This is a genomic window from Enterobacter cloacae complex sp. P40C2, assembly GCF_014930695.1.
GTDB lineage: Bacteria > Pseudomonadota > Gammaproteobacteria > Enterobacterales > Enterobacteriaceae > Enterobacter > Enterobacter pasteurii.
Genome location: NZ_JADBRP010000017.1, coordinates 51,395 through 71,226, shown reverse-complemented (window position 1 = coordinate 71,226; position 19,832 = coordinate 51,395). Strand labels below are relative to the sequence as shown.

Below are 19,832 nucleotides of genomic sequence, written 5' to 3'. Positions count from 1 at the left end.
CAGAAGTGAAACGCCGTAGCGCCGATGGTAGTGTGGGGTCTCCCCATGTGAGAGTAGGGAACTGCCAGGCATCAATCAAGAAGAACCCCGTACCGTAAGGTGCGGGGTTTTTTGCTTTGGGCTTTCCTCTCTTCCTGTGAAAGAGGGCGTCAGACCGCACCATCCCCTCCTTGAAACTTTCTCACCTTTCGCTTGCAGACTCGACATTCCAGCCAAATCTGGTTATCGTTAGCTGTCTGGATGTCTAAACGTTTATACGTATGCTGTGAGGATTTAAGGTTATGCCGATTCGGGTGCAGGACGAGCTACCAGCCGTCAATTTCTTACGTGAAGAAAACGTCTTTGTGATGACGGCTTCACGCGCTACAGGTCAGGAAATTCGCCCGCTGAAGGTACTGATTCTTAATCTGATGCCAAAGAAGATCGAAACGGAGAACCAGTTCCTGCGTTTGCTTTCGAACTCTCCGCTTCAGGTTGATATCCAGCTGCTGCGCATTGACGCGCGTGAATCGCGCAATACGCCTGCTGAGCATCTGAATAACTTCTACTGTAATTTTGACGACATTCGCGAGGAGAACTTCGACGGGTTGATCGTCACCGGCGCTCCGCTGGGGCTGGTAGAATTTAATGACGTTGCCTACTGGCCGCAGATCAGGCAGGTGCTGGAGTGGGCAAAAGATCACGTCACGTCCACACTATTTGTCTGCTGGGCAGTTCAGGCCGCGTTGAATATTCTCTACGGCATCCCTAAGCAAACCCGAACCGAAAAGCTTTCTGGCGTTTATGAACACCACATTCTTCACCCTCACGCGCTGCTGACGCGCGGTTTCGATGACTCCTTCCTGGCACCGCACTCCCGCTATGCTGATTTCCCGGCGCAGCTGATCCGCGACTACACCGATCTGGAGATCCTGGCCGAAACGGAAGAGGGCAATGCTTACCTGTTTGCCAGCCGGGACAAGCGCATCGCGTTTGTGACTGGCCATCCGGAATACGATCCGGACACCCTCGCGTCAGAGTATTTCCGTGATGTCGAAGCGGGCCTTAATCCTGAAGTGCCGTACAACTATTTCCCAAAAAACGATCCGCAGAACAAACCGAGAGCTACCTGGCGCAGCCATGGCAATTTACTGTTTACCAACTGGCTCAACTATTACGTCTACCAAATCACGCCATACGATCTGCGCCACATGAATCCGACGCTGGAGTAATCTTCTGCGTTAAACGATCCTAAAGCGTTTCAGCTGTTCAAAACAGGCACCTTCGGGTGCCTTTTTTATTTCCGAAATACCGCTCAACAAGTAATGAAATTTTAATTTATTGTTAATCAACAGGTTATCTACAATATTTTATTAAAATGGAAATTGTTTTTGATTTTAGAAAAAATATAGATAGTCTTAATTCTGCTGAGCGAAAACTACACAACGATCTTTCGCTCGCATTGGGAGCGTGAATTTGGATCTTTGACGAGGAGCAACGTAATGAATCAACAGGCAACCACTGCGGATGAACTGGCCTTTACCCAGCCATACGGCGAGCAGGAACAACACGTTTTAACGACAGAAGCCGTCGAATTTTTGACTGAGCTGGTGACCCGCTTTACCCCGCATCGCAACAAGCTGCTGGCGGCACGTATTCATCAACAGCAGGAAATCGATAACGGCAAGTTGCCTGGTTTTATTTCGGAAACCGCTTCCATTAGGCAAGGCGAATGGAAAATCCGCGGTATACCTGAAGATTTACAGGATCGTCGCGTTGAGATCACCGGTCCGGTAGAGCGTAAGATGGTGATCAACGCCATGAATGCGAACGTCAAAGTGTTTATGGCGGACTTCGAAGACTCCCTCGCGCCGGACTGGCGGAAAGTTATCGACGGGCAGATCAACCTGCGCGATGCCGTAAACGGTACCATCAGCTATACCAATGAAGCCGGTAAAATTTACCAGCTCAAACCTAATCCGGCAGTGCTGGTCTGCCGCGTACGCGGTCTGCATTTGCCTGAAAAACACGTCACGTGGCGCGGAGAAGCGATTCCGGGCAGCCTGTTCGACTTTGCGCTCTACTTCTTCCACAACCATAAAAACCTGCTGGCGAAAGGCAGCGGACCCTATTTCTATCTGCCGAAAACCCAGTCCTGGCAGGAAGCGGCGTGGTGGAGTGAAGTGTTCAGCTACGCAGAAGACCGCTTCAACCTGCCGCGCGGCACCATTAAGGCCACGCTGCTGATTGAAACCCTGCCTGCCGTATTCCAGATGCACGAGATCCTTCATGCGCTGCGCGACCACATTGTGGGCCTGAACTGCGGACGCTGGGACTACATTTTCAGCTATATCAAGACCCTGAAAAATCACGCCGATCGGGTGCTGCCGGATCGCCAGGTCGTCACTATGGATAAGCCGTTCCTCAGCGCTTACTCGCGCCTGCTGATCAAGACCTGTCACAAACGCGGCGCATTTGCGATGGGCGGCATGGCGGCCTTTATCCCGAGCAAAGACGCGGAACGCAACAATCAGGTGCTCAACAAGGTGAAAGCCGATAAAGAGCTGGAAGCCCGCAATGGCCATGACGGGACGTGGATCGCTCACCCGGGCCTGGCCGATACGGCGATGGAGGTTTTCAACCGCGTGCTGGGTGACAATAAAAACCAGCTTTTTGTTACGCGTGAAGACGATGCCCCCATCGCTGAAGAACACCTGCTGGCACCGTGTGCAGGTGAACGAACGGAAGAGGGAATGCGCGCTAACATTCGCGTCGCCGTTCAGTACATCGAAGCGTGGATTTCCGGTAACGGCTGCGTGCCGATCTACGGCCTGATGGAAGATGCGGCGACGGCGGAAATTTCACGTACCTCAATCTGGCAGTGGATCCACCATCAAAAGACGCTCAGCAACGGCAAGCCGGTAACGAAAGCGCTGTTCCGCCAGATGCTGGCCGAAGAGATGCGGGTGATCCAGGACGAGCTGGGCGAGCATCGCTTCAGCAGCGGGCGCTTTGACGATGCCGCGCGCCTGATGGAGCAAATCACCACGTCGGATGAGTTAATCGACTTCCTGACCCTGCCGGGCTACCGCTTCCTGGCGTAATTCACCACATAACAATATGGAGCATCTGCACATGAAAACCCGTACCCAACAAATCGAAGAATTACAGAAAGAGTGGACTCAACCGCGCTGGGAAGGCATCCGCCGTCCCTATAGCGCAGAGGAAGTGGTGAAGTTACGCGGCTCGGTTAACCCGGAATGCACGCTGGCGCAGAACGGCGCGGCGAAAATGTGGGATCTGCTGCACGGGGGCGCCAGAAAGGGCTATATCAACAGCCTCGGTGCGCTGACCGGCGGCCAGGCGCTGCAGCAGGCGAAGGCCGGTATTGAGGCTATCTATCTCTCCGGCTGGCAGGTTGCGGCTGACGCCAACCTGGCCTCCAGCATGTACCCGGATCAGTCCCTCTACCCGGCTAACTCCGTACCGTCGGTGGTGGATCGGATCAACAATACCTTCCGCCGTGCGGATCAGATCCAGTGGGCCGCGGGTATCGAACCTAACGATCCGCGCTTTATTGACTACTTCCTGCCTATCGTCGCGGATGCGGAAGCCGGTTTCGGCGGCGTGCTGAACGCCTTCGAGCTGATGAAATCGATGATTGAGGCTGGTGCAGCGGCCGTTCACTTCGAGGATCAGCTGGCGTCGGTGAAGAAGTGCGGCCACATGGGCGGGAAAGTGCTGGTGCCGACCCAGGAAGCGATTCAGAAGCTGGTTGCCGCGCGTCTGGCCGCGGACGTGCTCGGCGTGCCAACGCTGGTTATTGCCCGTACCGATGCGGACGCGGCGGATCTGATCACCTCTGACTGTGACCCGTACGACAGCGAGTTCATCACCGACGAGCGCACCAGCGAAGGGTTCTACCGCACCCATGCCGGTATCGAACAGGCGATCAGCCGCGGCCTGGCGTATGCGCCGTATGCCGATCTGGTCTGGTGTGAAACCTCCACGCCGGATCTGGCGCTGGCGAAGCGCTTCGCCGACGCCATTCATGCGAAATATCCGGGCAAGCTGCTGGCCTATAACTGCTCGCCATCCTTCAACTGGCAAAAGAATCTGGACGATACCACCATCGCCAGCTTCCAGCAGCAGCTGTCGGATATGGGTTACAAGTACCAGTTCATCACCCTGGCGGGTATCCACAGCATGTGGTTCAACATGTTCGACCTGGCGCACGCCTACGCGCAGGGCGAAGGCATGAAGCACTATGTTGAGAAGGTGCAGCAGCCGGAATTCGCCGCGGGTAAAGAGGGCTATACCTTCGTCTCGCACCAACAGGAAGTCGGGACGGGCTATTTCGATAACGTGACCACTATCATTCAGGGCGGCACCTCTTCCGTCACCGCCTTAACGGGGTCAACTGAAGAAGCGCAGTTCTGATTTTCCCCCCTCACCCCGGCCCTCTCCCCGAAGGGGCGAGGGGGGAAAACAGATTCGCACCAGACCGTTCCCTCTCCCCTTTGGGGAGAGGGCTAGGGTGAGGAGGAATCTATGTCGCGTGGTCTGGAATTACTGATTGCCCAAACCATTTTGCAGGGCTTCGATGCCCAGTATGGCCGTTTTCTGGAAGTGACATCCGGCGCGCAGCAGCGCTTCGAACATGCAGACTGGCATGCGGTTCAGCAGGCCATGAAGCAGCGTATCCATCTCTACGACCACCACGTGGGTCTGGTGGTGGAGCAGCTGCGCTGTATTACCGACGGTAAAAGCCCGGACGCGGAATTTTTACTGCGCGTCAAAGAGCACTATACCCGGCTGCTGCCGGACTACCCTCGCTTCGAAATTGCGGAGAGCTTTTTTAACTCCGTCTATTGCCGGTTATTTGACCACCGCTCGTTATCTCCTGAGCGGTTATTTATCTTCAGCTCCCAGCCCGAGCGACGCTTTCGCACCATTCCGCGCCCGCTGGCGAAAGATTTTTTCCCCGACCGCGGATGGGAAAAGCTGCTGCACCGCATCTTAACGGATTTGCCGCTACGTCTGCCCTGGGAGAATAAATCCCGTGATGTCGGCTATATCCATGCGCATCTCAGCGAAACCTTCGGCGGGCAGGTGCTCAGCCGCAGCCATTTGCAGGTGGCCAACGAGCTATTCTACCGCAATAAAGCCGCCTGGCTGGTCGGCAAACTGGTTACGCCAACAGCCATCGTGCCGTTTCTGTTACCCATCCACCGTACCGACGAGGGCGAACTGTTTGTCGATACCTGCCTGACCACCAGCGCCGAGGCCAGTATCGTATTTGGCTTCGCCCGCTCCTACTTTATGGTTTACGCCCCGCTGCCCGCCGCGCTGGTGGAGTGGCTGCGGGAGATCCTGCCGGGCAAAACCACCGCCGAGCTGTATATGGCGATTGGCTGCCAGAAGCACGCCAAAACGGAAAGCTACCGGGAGTATCTGCGGTACGTCACGACGGCCGATGAGCAGTTTATCGAAGCGCCGGGAATCCGCGGCATGGTGATGCTGGTCTTCACGCTCCCGGGCTTTGACCGGGTGTTTAAGGTGATTAAGGATACATTCGCCCCGCAGAAAGAGATGACCGCAGCCCACGTTCGCGCCTGCTACCAGCTGGTTAAAGAGCACGATCGCGTCGGGCGCATGGCCGATACCCAGGAGTTTGAAAACTTTGTGCTGGACAAGCAGCAAATCGACCCGGCGCTCATGTCGCTGTTAATGCAGGAAGCCTCCGGCAAAATCACCGATCTTGGTGACAAAATCGTGATAAGCCATCTCTATATAGAGCGCCGCATGGTGCCGCTGAATATCTGGCTGGAGCAGTCCAAAGGCCAGGCACTGCGTGATGCCATTGAGGAGTACGGCAACGCGATTCGCCAGCTTGCCGCCGCCAATATTTTTCCGGGCGATATGCTGTTTAAAAACTTCGGCGTCACCCGCCACGGGCGGGTTGTGTTCTACGATTACGATGAAATTTGCTATATGACCGAGGTGAATTTCCGCGACATACCGCCGCCCCGGTATCCGGATGACGAGCTTTCCGCCGAGCCGTGGTACAGCGTTTCGCCGGGTGATGTGTTTCCCGAAGAGTTTCGCCACTGGCTATGTGCGGACCCGCGCATTGCACCGTTATTTGAAGAGATGCATGCCGACCTGTTTCGGGCCAGCTACTGGCGCGGGCTGCAAACGCGGATTAAAAACGGACATGTGGAAGACGTCTACGCTTACCGCCGCAAGCAGCGGTTTTGCGTACGGTTTTCTCCCTCTCCCGCAGGGTAAGGGCATCATGTTTTCTCCCTCTCCCTGTGGGAGAGGACCCGAGTGAGGACATCAGACCGCCCTCAATCCTAGCGAATCCCGCCGTACGCCAGCGTGACCTCTTTCGCCGCCTTAATGACCAGCGCGCCTAGCTCGGTTACCCGGTCATCGGTCATACGTGAAATGGGGCCGGAGATAGAAATGGCGGCAAACGGCTCGCGGTGCTCGTCGAAGATACAGGACGCGAGGCAGCGCAGCCCGAGGGCATGTTCTTCATCATCAAACGAATAGCCGCGCTTGCGGGTCAGGGCCAAATCTTCCTTCAGATGAACCGGCGACACCAGCGTGGCGTGGGTGTAGGCGTGCAGCCCTTTGCGGTGCAGCAGCCCCGTCACCTGCTCCTCGCTCAGCTGCGAGAGAAACGCTTTTCCCGCCCCGGAGGCGTGCATCGGCAGCTTGCCGCCTATCGGCGCGGACATACGCATCAGCTGCGTGCACTGCACCTGGTCGATGATAATCGCCTGATGGTCGCTCTGGTCCAGCACCGCGAGATTTACCGTCTCGCCGGACTCCTCCATCAGCTTGCGCAGAATCGGGTGGACAATGGCCAGCAGGTTGCGGCTTTGCAGGAAGCTGCTGCCAACGATAAAGGCGTGCGCGCCAACGGCCCAGTGTCCCAGCTCGCCCACCTGACGTACGAAGCCCAGCTGCTGCATGGTGGTTAACAGGCGGTGAGTGGTGGAGTTCGGCAATCCCGCCTGCTGCGCCAGCTCCGTCAGGGCCACGCTGCCGTGCGATTCGGCTATCCATTCCAGAAGCTTCAGGCCGCGGGTCAGGGATCGAACCTGTCCGCCGGGCTGTGCGGCAGGGTTGGCGGCAGGTTTTCTGCCGCGTTTGGCGGGAACGGTCGTAACCATGACGAACTCCTTTTTCTGTATCGTGGAAATCATTTTCGTTTTATTTGGTGGTTTTGCAACCGTTATCCTGACTGATCGGAGGAGTGATGGTGAACATGTCTCATGTTACCGCCGTGTGGCTTTTCGGCCCTGCGAGATTATGCCAGTATGGAATGCAGCCTATTGGCCATGTTGAGCGTTGTCGGGAGCAAGTGTGAGCAGCAAAGTAGAGCAACTGCGTGCGCAGTTAAATGAACGAATTCTGGTGCTGGACGGCGGCATGGGCACCATGATCCAGGGCTATCATCTGAGCGAAGACGATTTCCGCGGCGAACGCTTTGCCGACTGGCCCTGTGACCTGAAAGGCAACAACGACCTGCTGGTGCTCAGCAAGCCGTCCGTGATTAAGGATATCCACAACGCCTACTTCGAAGCGGGGGCGGATATCGTTGAGACCAACACCTTTAACTCGACAACCATCGCCATGGCGGATTACCGGATGGAATCCCTGTCGGCGGAGATCAACCTTGAAGCGGCCAGACTCGCCCGCGCCTGTGCCGATGAGTGGACGGCGCGCACGCCGGACAAGCCGCGCTACGTTGCCGGGGTGCTTGGTCCCACCAACCGCACCGCGTCGATTTCACCGGACGTCAATGACCCGGCATTCCGTAACATTACCTTTGACCAGCTGGTCGCGGCCTATCGTGAATCGACCAGAGCGCTGGTGGAGGGCGGCTCCGACCTGATCCTGATTGAAACCGTCTTCGACACCCTCAACGCCAAAGCCGCGATTTACGCGGTGAAGGAGGAGTTCGAGGCGCTGGGCGTTGATCTGCCGATCATGATTTCCGGCACCATTACCGACGCCTCCGGCCGTACCCTGTCCGGCCAGACAACGGAAGCTTTCTACAACTCGCTGCGCCACGCGGAGGCGCTCTCCTTTGGCCTGAACTGCGCCCTGGGGCCAGACGAACTGCGCCAGTACGTGCAGGAGCTGTCGCGCATTGCGGAGTGTTACGTCACGGCGCACCCGAACGCCGGCCTGCCGAACGCGTTTGGCGAGTACGATCTGGATGCCGACACCATGGCGGCGCAAATCCGCGAGTGGGCCGAGTCCGGCTTCCTGAACATCGTTGGCGGCTGCTGCGGTACCACGCCGGAGCACATCGCCGCCATGAGCAATGCGGTGGCCGGGTTGCCGCCGCGCAAGCTGCCGGAGCTTCCCGTTGCCTGTCGCCTTTCCGGCCTGGAGCCGTTGACCATCGGCGACGACAGCCTGTTTGTGAACGTGGGTGAACGTACCAACGTTACCGGTTCCGCTAAATTCAAGCGCCTGATCAAAGAAGAGAAGTACAGCGAAGCGCTGGACGTTGCCCGCCAGCAGGTGGAAAGCGGCGCGCAGATCATCGATATCAACATGGACGAGGGGATGCTCGACGCCGAAGCGGCGATGGTGCGCTTCCTCAACCTGATTGCCGGCGAGCCGGACATCGCCCGCGTGCCGATCATGATTGACTCCTCCAAATGGGAAGTGATCGAAAAGGGGCTGAAGTGCATTCAGGGTAAAGGCATCGTTAACTCCATCTCCATGAAGGAGGGTGTTGATATCTTTATCCACCACGCGAAGATGGTCCGCCGCTACGGTGCCGCCGTGGTGGTGATGGCCTTCGACGAAGTGGGCCAGGCGGATACCCGCGAGCGCAAAATCGAGATATGCCGCCGCGCGTACAAGATTTTGACCGAAGAGGTGGGCTTCCCGCCGGAAGACATTATCTTCGACCCGAATATTTTCGCCGTCGCGACCGGCATCGAGGAGCACAATAACTACGCCCAGGACTTTATCGGGGCGTGTGAAGATATTAAGCGCGAGCTGCCGCATGCGCTGATCTCCGGCGGCGTGTCGAACGTGTCGTTCTCGTTCCGCGGTAACGACCCGGTGCGTGAAGCAATCCACGCCGTGTTCCTCTACTATGCCATCCGCAACGGGATGGACATGGGGATTGTTAACGCCGGGCAGCTGGCGATTTACGACGATCTGCCAGCGGAGCTGCGCGATGCGGTGGAAGATGTGATCCTCAACCGTCGTGACGACGCAACCGAACGCATGCTGGAGCTGGCGGAAAAATACCGCGGCAGTAAATCTGACGAATCAGCCAACGTTCAGCAGGCCGAATGGCGCGCCTGGGACGTGAAAAAGCGTCTGGAATACTCGCTGGTGAAAGGCATTACCGAGTTCATCGAGCAGGATACCGAGGAGGCGCGTCAGCAGGCAGCCCGCCCGATTGAGGTGATCGAGGGGCCGCTGATGGACGGCATGAACGTGGTCGGCGATCTGTTTGGCGAGGGCAAAATGTTCCTGCCGCAGGTGGTGAAATCCGCCCGCGTCATGAAGCAGGCCGTGGCTTATCTGGAGCCGTTTATCGAAGCCAGCAAAGAGAAAGGCTCCAGCAACGGCAAGATGGTCATCGCCACCGTGAAGGGCGACGTGCACGACATCGGCAAGAACATCGTCGGCGTGGTGCTGCAGTGCAATAACTACGAGATTATCGATCTAGGCGTGATGGTTCCGGCGGATAAAATCCTCAAGACCGCGCGCGAGGTGAACGCCGATCTGATTGGCCTCTCAGGGCTAATCACCCCGTCGCTGGACGAGATGGTCAACGTTGCAAAAGAGATGGAGCGTCAGGGCTTTACCATTCCGCTGCTGATTGGCGGGGCGACCACCTCGAAAGCGCATACGGCGGTGAAAATCGAACAGAACTACAGCGGCCCGACGGTTTACGTGCAGAACGCTTCGCGCACCGTTGGCGTGGTTTCCGCGCTGCTCTCCGACACCCAGCGCGATGACTTCGTGGCGCGCACCCGCAAAGAGTATGAAACCGTCCGCATTCAGCACGGCCGTAAAAAACCGCGCACGCCGCCTGTTTCACTTCAGGCGGCGCGGGATAACGATCTGGCGTTCGACTGGTCCAGCTATACGCCGCCGGTTGCGCACCGTCTGGGCGTGCAGGACGTCACCGCCAGCATCGAGACGCTGCGTAACTACATCGACTGGACGCCGTTCTTTATGACCTGGTCGCTGGCGGGCAAATATCCGCGCATCCTTGAAGATGAAGTGGTAGGCGAAGAGGCGAAGCGCCTGTTCAGAGACGCCAACGACATGCTCGACAAACTGAGCGCAGAAAAAGCCCTTAATCCGCGCGGCGTGGTGGGCCTCTTCCCGGCGAACCGCGTGGGCGACGACGTGGAAATTTATCGCGATGAGACCCGTACCCACGTGCTGGCAGTAAGCCATCACCTGCGCCAGCAAACGGAGAAAGTGGGCTTTGCCAACTACTGCCTGGCGGATTTTGTCGCGCCGAAGCTGAGTGGTAAAGCCGACTACATCGGTGCGTTTGCGGTAACCGGCGGTCTGGAAGAAGACGCGCTGGCGGACGCGTTCGACGCGCAGCACGATGATTACAACAAAATCATGGTTAAAGCGATTGCCGACCGCCTGGCGGAAGCCTTCGCCGAGTATCTGCACGAGCGCGTGCGCAAGGTGTACTGGGGCTATGCGGCGAACGAGAATCTCAGCAATGAGGATCTGATCCGGGAAAACTACCAGGGCATCCGCCCGGCGCCGGGCTATCCGGCCTGCCCGGAACATACGGAGAAGGGCACCATCTGGAAACTGCTCGACGTAGAAGCGCATACCGGCATGAAGCTCACCGAGTCATTCGCCATGTGGCCGGGGGCGTCCGTTTCGGGCTGGTATTTCAGCCATCCGGACAGCAAGTATTTCGCCGTGGCGCAGCTTCAGCGCGATCAGGTTGAAGATTATGCCCGGCGCAAAGGCATGAGCGTGTCAGAGGTAGAGCGCTGGCTCGCGCCAAATTTAGGCTACGACGCGGACTAACGTCACTTTTCCTTACAACAAACAGGGCACCGCTAGGGTGCCTTGTCTCTTTCTTACGTTTAAACCCTTATACTGAATCATAAAAACGAATAACGATAAGGAGGAACACCTTCCGTGTTGACGTTGTTACACCTGCTCTCGGCAGTCGCACTGCTGGTATGGGGCACCCATATTGTCCGTACCGGCGTGATGCGCGTGTTCGGCGCGCGCTTACGTACCGTTCTTAGCGGCAGCGTTGAGAAGAAGCCGCTCGCCTTCTGCGCGGGCATTGGCGTGACGGCGCTGGTGCAGAGCAGCAATGCCACCACCATGCTCGTCACCTCTTTCGTGGCGCAGGATCTGGTGGCGCTCGCCCCGGCGCTGGTCATTGTCCTGGGTGCCGACGTCGGTACCGCGCTGATGGCGCGTGTCCTCACCTTCGATCTCTCCTGGCTGTCGCCGCTGCTGATTTTTATCGGCGTCATCTTCTTCCTCAGCCGTAAGCAAAGCCGCGCCGGGCAGCTCGGTCGCGTCGGTATTGGCCTCGGGCTGATTCTGCTGGCGCTGGAGCTGATTGTGCAGGCGGTCACGCCTATCACCCAGGCCAACGGCGTGCAGGTCATTTTCGCCTCGTTAACCGGCGATATTATGCTGGATGCGCTCATCGGCGCGGTGTTTGCCATCGTCAGCTACTCCAGCCTGGCGGCAGTGCTGCTGACGGCCACGCTCACCGCCGCAGGGGCCATCTCTTTCCCCGTCGCGCTGTGTCTGGTGATCGGCACCAACCTCGGCTCGGGCCTGCTGGCGATGCTCAACAACAGCGCTGCCAATGCCGCTGCGCGCCGCGTGGCGCTGGGAAGTTTGCTGTTTAAGCTGGTGGGCAGCCTGATTATTCTGCCGTTTGTGCACCCGCTGGCGAACCTGATGGATAACCTCTCTCTGCCAAAGTCGGAGCTGGTGATCTACTTCCACGTCTTCTACAACCTGGTGCGCTGCCTGGCGATGGTGCCGTTTGCCGCGCCGATGGCCCGCTTCTGCGAGCGGCTAATTCGTGATGAACCGGAGCTGGACGCGCGCCTTAAGCCGAAGCATCTGGACACCTCGGTGCTGGATACCCCCGCGCTGGCCATCGCCAATGCCGCCCGCGAAACGCTGCGCATGGGCGATGCGATGGAAACCATGCTCGAAGGCCTGCAAAAGGTGATGCACGGCGAGCCGCGGCAGGAGAAAGAGCTGCGCAGGCTGGCGGACGATATCAACGTGCTGTACACCGCCATCAAGCTTTATCTGGCGCGCATTCCGCAGGACGAGCTGGCGGAAGAAGAGTCCCGCCGCTGGGCGGAAATCATTGAGATGTCGCTGAACCTGGAACAGGCCTCGGATATCGTCGAGCGTATGGGCAGCGAAATCGCGGACAAATCCCTGGCCGCGCGTCGAGCCTTTTCCGTTGAAGGGCTGAAGGAGCTGGAAGCGCTGCACGAACAGCTGGTGAGTAACCTGAAGCTGGCGATGTCGGTCTTCTTCTCCAGCGACGTGCCGAGCGCGCGGCGCCTGCGCCGCAACAAGCATCGTTTCCGCATCCTTAACCGGCGCTACTCGCACGCCCACGTTGAGCGCCTGCATCAGCAAAACGTGCAGAGTATCGAGACCAGTTCCCTGCACCTGGGGCTGTTGGGAGATATGAAGCGCCTCAACTCGCTGTTCTGCGCCGTGGCGTACAGCGTGATGGAACAGCCGGATGAAGACGACCAGCGGGATGAGTATTAATCCCGGGCCGGCTTAATTGTTAGCCCAAGGCCCAATGCTTTCATGACCGCCAGCGTGGTTTTGAGCGTTGGGTTTCCCTTATCACTGAATGAACGATAAAGCTGCTCTCGTGATAAGCCAGTCTGCTGCGAAATGGTCGACATTCCTTTCGCTCGCGCGACAACGCCCAACGCTTTAGCAATATACGCTGAGTCACCGGTTTCTAATGCATCAGCCATAAATACGGCGATTTCCTCGTCATCCACCAGCGCAGCTGCGGGATCGTAGGGTGTTAATTTATGCATGCTCATTCACTCCTGCAGTTCGACCATTTTGCTCAGCATTTTTGCCATCAGTATGTCTTTTTGCTGGCTGCTTTTGTCACCACCACATAACAGCACGATGATGCAGTTACCCTGAGACTTAAAATAGATCCTGTAACCCGGACCAAAATGGATCCTCAGTTCACTTATTCCTTCACCTACAGGTCTGCTGTCTCCCTGTAAGCCATTCGCCAGCCTGAAGAGCCGGGAAGCAATAATCGTCCTTGCCCGCCGATCCTTTAAGTTTTGCTCCCAGCGTCGGAAGGATTCTGTTTGAACGATCTCCTTCATATTACTCCCTGTAGTTTATAAACAACAATCGATTGTTCCTGGAGAGTAAAAACTAAAAGGAGCGAGCACACCGGTAAATGACAGGACGCTAAGACCTGAAAGCGTCTCGCAAATTAAAAAACCCGTCTCAGTTACCGTCGGCTAATCTTTTTTTCCTGCCTTAACCTAAGGTATATTTCGCCCTTCACAGGAGAAACTATGCTGCCAACTCAATCAACCCGATTAAACAAATACATTAGCGAGAGCGGGATCTGCTCACGTCGCGAGGCTGACCGTTACATTGAACAGGGTAACGTGTTTCTGAACGGCAAACGCGCCACCATCGGCGATCAGGTGGTGCCTGGCGACGTGGTCAAAGTGAATGGTCAGGTCATCGAACCGCGTGATGCCGAAGACCTGGTGTTTATCGCGTTGAATAAACCGGTTGGTATCGTCAGCACCACGGAAGATGGCGAGCGGGACAACATTGTTGATTTCGTGAACCACAGCAGCCGTATTTTCCCGATTGGCCGCCTGGATAAAGACTCTCAGGGGCTGATTTTTCTCACCAACCACGGCGACCTGGTGAACAAAATCCTGCGTGCCGGTAACGACCATGAAAAAGAGTACATCGTTACGGTGAACAAGCCGGTCACGGACGAATTCATTCGCGGAATGGGCGCAGGCGTGCCAATTCTGGGCACCGTGACGAAGAAGTGTAAGGTGAGGAAAGAAGCGCCGTTCGCGTTTCGCATTACTCTGGTGCAGGGCTTAAACCGACAGATCCGCCGCATGTGCGAATACTTCGGTTATGAAGTAACGAAGCTGGAACGCACCCGCATCATGAACGTCAGCCTGTCCGGGATCCCGCTGGGCGAGTGGCGTGACTTAACGGACGATGAGCTGATTGAGCTGTTCAAACTTATCGAGAACTCCTCGTCAGAAGCGAAGCCGAAAGCCAAAGCCAAACCGAAAACGCAGGCGGTTAAGCGTCCGGTGGTTAAGGCGCCGCAGGCGGAAGAGAAAGGGCGAGGCAAGCCGGGTAACGGAAAACGCTTTACCCAGCCGGGGCGTAAAAAGAAAGGGCGCTGATTAGCGCCTTCCACGGGTTGATGTGCTGGCGGACCAGGAGAAGGTCGCCTCTGCGTCCGGCTTGTAAGCCTGCTCTTTTTTCAGCTTGCGGGCCTTTTTCGCCGCGGTTTCACGTTGTGCCATCAGTTTATCGATGTACTCTTTTTTAACCTGGTTGGTTTCGGCGTTGGTCAGCGTGCGGCCATGCGCGATGCGGGCGCGGTCGAGAAGCGTTTTTAGTTCGCGCTGCTCGGCTTCCGTCATGTCTTTCTGGGTCAATCGTGGTGTAGCCATTGCTGAAGCCTCCTGATGGGGAGGCTTCAGTGTAAAGCAAGCCGCGTAAATTAACCCTGCTTCACCGCATCTTTTTTCGCTTGTTCGTCAATCGGTTTGCCGGACCAGTAGCCCGCCAGCAGCGAACCGGACAGGTTGTGCCAGACGGAGAATAGCGCCCCCGGCAGAGCCGCCAGCGGCGAGAAGTAAATTTTGCCAAGCGCCGCCGCCAGGCCAGAGTTTTGCATTCCCACTTCGATCGCCAGCGTGCGGCAGGTGGATTCGTCAAAGCCAAACAGCCTCCCGCCCCAGTATCCGCCCAGCAGGCCGATGGTGTTGTGCAGCACCACCGCGATAATCACTACAAAGCCCACGGATGCGATGTGCGATGCGGAACCCGCCACCACGGCGCTGATGATGGCCAGAATGCAGACCATCGAAAACGCGGGCAGATACGGCTCAACGGCCTTCACCACACGCGGTAACAGGTGGTGAATGATAAGCCCCAGCGCGATCGGGATCACCACGATTTGCAGAATGCTCAGCAGCATGCCCATCACGTCCACCTGGATATGCGCATCCACGTACAGGCGGGTTAACAGCGGTGTGGCAATCACGCCCACCAGCGTCGAAACGGACGAGATGGTGACGGAGAGCGCGACATCCCCTTTCGCCAGATAGATCATCACGTTAGAGGCCGTACCGCTGGCTACGCTGCCCACCAGCACCATCCCGGCGGAGAGGTCCGGCGGCATCCTGAAGGCCATCGCCAGCAGCCACGCCGCAAGCGGCATCACCAGATAGTGCAGGAAAATCCCTGCGGCAACCGGGGCCGGACGCGCAAGCACGCGCTTAAAGTCGTCGATTTTAAGATGTACGCCCATGCCGAACATAATCAGCATCAGTAGCGTGGTTACCCACGGACCAATGCCGGTGAACGTGGTGGGGGTGTAGTACGCGAGTACGGAGAGCAGCAGCGCCCATAACGGGAACAGCCGGGTGATGGCGGATAACATAGTGGATTCCTTGCAGTATTGTCGTGTTGTTTTGTTATAAAAAAGCCGGGTCTGTGCCCGGCTTATTGGTATTGTTTATCGTGCTAACGAATTTTATTCAAACAAATTCTGATGAAGTTTCTGCACGACCTGCTCGGCCTGATTGGCGGGCACCAGGAAGCAGAGGTTATAGCTGGATGCGCCGTAGCAAATCATGCGAATACTAAACGGGTCGAGTACGCCAAAGACCTCTTTGCCTACGCCGCAGGCGCGTGAGAGCTTGTTACCAATAATGGCAACCAGCGCCAGATCTTCTTCTACTTCCACGCGGCACAGTTCGGATAGCTCGATCAGCAGCGACTGCGTCAGCAGGGTGTCACCGGTTGAGGTGGAGCCGGTAGTGTCGAGCGTCAGCGCAATGCTGACTTCCGAGGTGGTGATCAAATCCACGGAGATATTATGGCGCGCCAGAATACCAAACACTTCTGCCAGGAAGCCGCGTGAGTGCAGCATATTATGGCTGTGCAGCGTGACCAGCGTCTGCTTACGGCGCAGGGCCAGCGCGCGGAACAGCGGCGGGTTCTCCGTCTTCTTGCAGACCAGCGTACCGCCCGCCTTTGGATCTTTACTGGAGCCAACGAAGACCGGAATGTCACTGCGCACGGCTGGCAGCAGCGTTGCCGGGTGCAGCACTTTCGCGCCGAAGGTGGCCATTTCAGCCGCTTCTTCAAACGCAATCACATCAATACGTTTTGCCGCAGACACCACGCGCGGGTCGGTCGTGTAGATGCCCGGCACGTCCGTCCAGATATCCACGCGGGTGGCGTGCAGGGCCTCGCCCAGCAGGGCGGCGGTATAGTCGCTGCCGCCACGGCCCAGCGTCGTTGTACGCCCTTTGGCTTCGCTACCGATAAAGCCCTGAGTGATCACAATGCCTTCTTCCAGGCGCGGGGCAAGCTGCTGGTTGGTCAGCTCGGCCAGCGCTTCCACGTCCGGCTCGGCGCGGCCAAAGCGATCGCTGGTGCGCATCACTTTTCGCACGTCAAACCACTGCGCCTGAATATTACGCTCGCGCATGATCTCAACGAACAGCAGGGTGGACATCAGTTCCCCGTGGCTGACCAGCTCGTCGGTCAGGGCGGTGGAGGTTGCCAGCGACGCGGCCTCTGCCAGGGTGGTGATATTTTCCAGCAGGCGTTCCACTTCCTCACGTATGACGTTCGGATTTTGCAGACGCTCAAGAATATCGAACTGAATTTTGCGCAGTGCATCCAGCTTCACGAAACGTTCGGTCGCTTCCAGCCCTTCAGACAGCGAAACCAGCAGGTTCGTCACGCCGGCGGATGCAGAGAGCACCACCAGGCGGGTATTCGGATCGGCCAGCACCACATCGGCGCTGCGGTTCATGGCAGCGTAGTCTGCCACACTGGTGCCGCCAAACTTGGCGACCACAAAACTCGTCATAACAACCTCGTGTCAGGGAATGAATAGAGCGACCTTGGCACAAGAGTGGAGCGAGAACAGGTGCAGGCGCAAAATACGGCCCTATAAATAAAATGCGGGGGAGGTCCTGTCAATGCTGGGATTATGCGGATTTTTCATGGGGGGGTACCCCTCAGAAACAGGACTTATAACAGGCCCATATTTTATGCTCCTTTTTACCCCATTTTGACCGACATTTCGCCCCTCCGGGAGGGGGCGTCAGCAGCTATACTTTTCGGGTCTTTTAACCTGCGTTTGATGCAGGCCAGGGCAATGGCATAAAAACCATCACAATTTTTATTTGCAGGCGCTACAATCGACCGCAGTCACAATTCTCAAATCAGAAGAGTATTGCTATGAAAAACATCAACCCAACGCAGACCGCTGCATGGCAGGCACTACAGAAACATTTTGATGAAATGAAAGACGTCACCATCGCGGATCTGTTCGCGCAGGATGCCGATCGTTTCAGCAAGTTCTCCGCAACGTTCGATGACCTGATGCTGGTGGATTTCTCCAAAAACCGTATCACCGAAGAGACGCTGGCAAAGCTGCAGGATCTGGCGAAAGAGACCGAGCTGGCAGACGCCATCAAATCCATGTTCTCCGGTGAGAAGATCAACCGCACCGAAGACCGTGCCGTGCTGCACGTGGCGCTGCGCAACCGTAGCAATACGCCAATCATCGTTGATGGCAAAGATGTGATGCCTGAAGTGAACGCGGTGCTGGAAAAGATGAAAACCTTCTCAGAAGCAATCATCTCCGGTAGCTGGAAAGGCTACACCGGCAAAGCGATTACCGACGTGGTGAATATTGGTATCGGCGGCTCTGACCTCGGCCCGTTCATGGTGACCGAAGCGCTGCGTCCGTACAAAAACCACCTCAACATGCATTTCGTGTCTAACGTCGATGGTACCCACATCGCCGAAGTGCTGAAGAACGTGAACCCGGAAACCACGCTGTTCCTGGTAGCGTCTAAAACCTTCACCACCCAGGAAACCATGACCAACGCCCACAGCGCGCGCGACTGGTTCCTGAAAACCGCGGGTGACGAAAAGCACGTAGCGAAACACTTCGCGGCCCTGTCTACCAACGGTAAAGCGGTAGGCGAGTTCGGTATTGATACCGCGAACATGTTCGAGTTCTGGGACTGGGTTGGCGGCCGCTACTCCCTGTGGTCTGCGATTGGCCTGTCCATCATCCTGTCCGTGGGCTTCGACAACTTCGTTGAGCTGCTCTCCGGCGCGCACGCCATGGATAAACACTTCTCCACCACCGCACCAGAGAAAAACCTGCCGGTGCTGCTGGCGCTGATCGGTATCTGGTACAACAACTTCTTCGGCGCTGAAACCGAAGCAATTCTGCCGTACGACCAGTACATGCACCGCTTTGCGGCTTACTTCCAGCAGGGCAACATGGAGTCCAACGGTAAATACGTTGACCGTAACGGCAACGCCGTGGATTACCAGACTGGCCCAATCATCTGGGGTGAGCCGGGCACCAACGGCCAGCACGCGTTTTACCAGCTGATCCACCAGGGCACCAAAATGGTACCGTGCGATTTCATCGCCCCGGCTATCACGCACAACCCGCTGTCCGACCACCATCCGAAGCTGCTGTCTAACTTCTTCGCGCAGACCGAAGCGCTGGCGTTTGGTAAATCCCGCGAGGTGGTTGAGCAGGAGTACCGTGACCAGGGTAAAGATCCGGCAACGCTGGAACACGTTGTGCCGTTCAAAGTGTTCGAAGGCAACCGCCCAACCAACTCCATCCTGCTGCGCGAAATCACCCCGTTTAGCCTGGGCGCGCTGATTGCGCTGTATGAGCACAAGATCTTTACTCAGGGCGCCATCCTGAACATCTTCACCTTTGACCAGTGGGGCGTAGAGCTGGGCAAACAGCTGGCAAACCGTATTCTGCCAGAGCTGGGTGACGATAAAGCGATCGACAGCCACGACAGCTCCACCAATGGTTTGATTAACCGTTATAAAGCATGGCGCGCGTAATAAATATGTCATGAAGCATGCCGGCGATATGCCGGCATTTTTTTATCGGATAATTCCTGATGTCTGTTAGTTAACTCAAATTCTGAATCTGAGTTTAATCCGAAAAAGACGGGAAACCCGTTAATTACTGCGGTTTATTTTAAGAAAATACGGAGCAGGCATATATTGTGAGTATATTATAACTAGCTGATTTTTATGGTTTATATATTTTATTTATTTTTATCCTCTTTCGATTTTAACCATTAGTCCGAAAACTTCATCCCTATTTCCCCCCACGGTAAACCCGCTGCTTTAGTTGTGTATACTCGAATCCGCCTGAATTTCTTTTCGGGCAAATCTCCATTCATTCATTGAAGGGAAATTGTTATGAAGAAAGTACTGTATGGCATTTTTGCCATATCTGCACTTGCGGCGACGTCTGTCTATGCAGCTCCGGTCCAGGTCGGGGAAGCAGCAGGGTCGGCAGCGACGTCTGCGTCTGCGGGGAGTTCTACCGCAGCCAGCACCAGCGCCGTAAGTTCAGCCGTGGGTGTCGCGCTGGCGGCAACCGGTGGCGGTGATGGCTCCAATACCGGAACCACGACCACTACGACGACCAGCACCCAGTAATTCCGGGTGTTTTAATCATAACCACACTTCGGTGT

General features: G+C 56.6%; 15 protein-coding genes. 9 read left to right on the top strand and 6 right to left on the bottom strand.

Going from position 1 to position 19,832, the window contains the following annotated elements; all coding sequences use genetic code 11:
• Nucleotides 1-281 precede the first annotated feature (281 nt).
• From metA to aceK, 4 genes are all read left to right on the top strand, one after another.
• Nucleotides 282-1,211: a homoserine O-succinyltransferase gene (metA, locus tag IM304_RS21220; RefSeq protein WP_193356401.1), complete on the top strand. Its 930-nt coding sequence runs from the start codon at nt 282-284 to the stop codon at nt 1,209-1,211.
• 270 nt (nt 1,212-1,481) lie between these two features.
• Nucleotides 1,482-3,083 carry a malate synthase A gene (aceB, locus tag IM304_RS21215; RefSeq protein ID WP_193356402.1) on the top strand — a complete coding sequence of 534 codons (1,602 nt, stop codon included), beginning with the start codon at nt 1,482-1,484 and terminating at the stop codon, nt 3,081-3,083.
• Nucleotides 3,084-3,114: 31 nt separating this feature from the next.
• Nucleotides 3,115-4,419 (top strand): isocitrate lyase, encoded by a 1,305-nt coding sequence (gene aceA, locus IM304_RS21210; RefSeq protein WP_193356403.1) that lies wholly within the window; start codon nt 3,115-3,117, stop codon nt 4,417-4,419.
• A 111-nt stretch (nt 4,420-4,530) separates the two neighbouring features.
• A complete protein-coding gene (gene aceK / locus IM304_RS21205) occupies nt 4,531-6,270 on the top strand; it encodes a bifunctional isocitrate dehydrogenase kinase/phosphatase (protein WP_193356404.1) in 1,740 nt (579 codons plus the stop codon).
• 68 nt (nt 6,271-6,338) lie between these two features.
• On the opposite strand, the gene iclR is transcribed toward aceK, so the two are convergent.
• Nucleotides 6,339-7,166, bottom strand: coding sequence for a glyoxylate bypass operon transcriptional repressor IclR (gene iclR / locus IM304_RS21200; RefSeq protein ID WP_193356405.1), 828 nt, complete (start codon nt 7,164-7,166; stop codon nt 6,339-6,341).
• A 193-nt stretch (nt 7,167-7,359) separates the two neighbouring features.
• Between iclR and metH the strand changes: the two genes are divergently transcribed.
• Both metH and IM304_RS21190 read left to right on the top strand, forming a co-directional pair.
• Nucleotides 7,360-11,043: a methionine synthase gene (metH, locus tag IM304_RS21195; RefSeq protein ID WP_193356406.1), complete on the top strand. Its 3,684-nt coding sequence runs from the start codon at nt 7,360-7,362 to the stop codon at nt 11,041-11,043.
• A gap of 114 nt (nt 11,044-11,157) precedes the next feature.
• On the top strand, nt 11,158-12,789 hold the full coding sequence (locus IM304_RS21190) for a Na/Pi cotransporter family protein (protein WP_193356407.1): 1,632 nt from the start codon (nt 11,158-11,160) through the stop codon (nt 12,787-12,789).
• Here IM304_RS21190 and IM304_RS21185 read toward each other — a convergent pair.
• Together IM304_RS21185 and IM304_RS21180 are read right to left on the bottom strand one after the other, a co-directional pair.
• Complete coding sequence (locus IM304_RS21185) at nt 12,786-13,073, bottom strand: addiction module antidote protein (protein WP_193356408.1); 288 nt, start codon at nt 13,071-13,073, stop codon at nt 12,786-12,788. The two genes, IM304_RS21190 and IM304_RS21185, sit on opposite strands and share 4 nt — an antisense overlap.
• A gap of 6 nt (nt 13,074-13,079) precedes the next feature.
• Nucleotides 13,080-13,382 carry a type II toxin-antitoxin system RelE/ParE family toxin gene (locus IM304_RS21180; protein ID WP_193356409.1) on the bottom strand — a complete coding sequence of 101 codons (303 nt, stop codon included), beginning with the start codon at nt 13,380-13,382 and terminating at the stop codon, nt 13,080-13,082.
• Between the two features lie 198 nt (nt 13,383-13,580).
• Here IM304_RS21180 and rluF point away from each other — a divergent pair, with 198 nt between their 5' ends.
• Nucleotides 13,581-14,453 carry a 23S rRNA pseudouridine(2604) synthase RluF gene (gene rluF / locus IM304_RS21175; protein WP_193356410.1) on the top strand — a complete coding sequence of 291 codons (873 nt, stop codon included), beginning with the start codon at nt 13,581-13,583 and terminating at the stop codon, nt 14,451-14,453.
• Here the strand turns inward: rluF and IM304_RS21170 are convergent, their stop codons facing one another.
• The 3 genes from IM304_RS21170 to lysC form a co-directional block, all read right to left on the bottom strand.
• Complete coding sequence (locus IM304_RS21170) at nt 14,454-14,726, bottom strand: DUF3811 domain-containing protein (protein ID WP_193356411.1); 273 nt, start codon at nt 14,724-14,726, stop codon at nt 14,454-14,456.
• Between the two features lie 50 nt (nt 14,727-14,776).
• The gene (gene panS, locus IM304_RS21165) at nt 14,777-15,721 is read right to left on the bottom strand and encodes a ketopantoate/pantoate/pantothenate transporter PanS (protein ID WP_193356412.1); all 945 of its coding nucleotides are present in this window, start codon (nt 15,719-15,721) and stop codon (nt 14,777-14,779) included.
• 93 nt (nt 15,722-15,814) lie between these two features.
• Nucleotides 15,815-17,164, bottom strand: a complete 1,350-nt coding sequence (gene lysC, locus IM304_RS21160) for a lysine-sensitive aspartokinase 3 (RefSeq protein WP_193356413.1) — start codon at nt 17,162-17,164, stop codon at nt 15,815-15,817.
• Between the two features lie 374 nt (nt 17,165-17,538).
• On the opposite strand from lysC, the gene pgi reads away from it, so the two are divergent.
• Nucleotides 17,539-19,188 carry a glucose-6-phosphate isomerase gene (gene pgi, locus IM304_RS21155; protein ID WP_148422261.1) on the top strand — a complete coding sequence of 550 codons (1,650 nt, stop codon included), beginning with the start codon at nt 17,539-17,541 and terminating at the stop codon, nt 19,186-19,188.
• 366 nt (nt 19,189-19,554) lie between these two features.
• Entirely contained in the window at nt 19,555-19,797 is a 243-nt protein-coding gene (gene yjbE / locus IM304_RS21150) for an exopolysaccharide production protein YjbE (protein ID WP_003860341.1), read from the top strand.
• Nucleotides 19,798-19,832: the final 35 nt, after the last annotated feature.

What these genes read in the sequence shown, in the direction of transcription:
- aceB (WP_193356402.1), top strand. Translation starts at nt 1,482, where the DNA reads ATGAATCAACAGGCAACCACTGCGGATGAACTGGCCTTTACCCAGCCA.
- iclR (WP_193356405.1), bottom strand. Translation starts at nt 7,166, where the DNA reads ATGGTTACGACCGTTCCCGCCAAACGCGGCAGAAAACCTGCCGCCAAC.
- metA (WP_193356401.1), top strand. Translation starts at nt 282, where the DNA reads ATGCCGATTCGGGTGCAGGACGAGCTACCAGCCGTCAATTTCTTACGT.
- yjbE (WP_003860341.1), top strand. Translation starts at nt 19,555, where the DNA reads ATGAAGAAAGTACTGTATGGCATTTTTGCCATATCTGCACTTGCGGCG.
- aceK (WP_193356404.1), top strand. Translation starts at nt 4,531, where the DNA reads ATGTCGCGTGGTCTGGAATTACTGATTGCCCAAACCATTTTGCAGGGC.
- aceA (WP_193356403.1), top strand. Translation starts at nt 3,115, where the DNA reads ATGAAAACCCGTACCCAACAAATCGAAGAATTACAGAAAGAGTGGACT.
- lysC (WP_193356413.1), bottom strand. Translation starts at nt 17,164, where the DNA reads ATGACGAGTTTTGTGGTCGCCAAGTTTGGCGGCACCAGTGTGGCAGAC.
- IM304_RS21170 (WP_193356411.1), bottom strand. Translation starts at nt 14,726, where the DNA reads ATGGCTACACCACGATTGACCCAGAAAGACATGACGGAAGCCGAGCAG.
- panS (WP_193356412.1), bottom strand. Translation starts at nt 15,721, where the DNA reads ATGTTATCCGCCATCACCCGGCTGTTCCCGTTATGGGCGCTGCTGCTC.
- pgi (WP_148422261.1), top strand. Translation starts at nt 17,539, where the DNA reads ATGAAAAACATCAACCCAACGCAGACCGCTGCATGGCAGGCACTACAG.
- IM304_RS21180 (WP_193356409.1), bottom strand. Translation starts at nt 13,382, where the DNA reads ATGAAGGAGATCGTTCAAACAGAATCCTTCCGACGCTGGGAGCAAAAC.
- IM304_RS21185 (WP_193356408.1), bottom strand. Translation starts at nt 13,073, where the DNA reads ATGCATAAATTAACACCCTACGATCCCGCAGCTGCGCTGGTGGATGAC.
- rluF (WP_193356410.1), top strand. Translation starts at nt 13,581, where the DNA reads ATGCTGCCAACTCAATCAACCCGATTAAACAAATACATTAGCGAGAGC.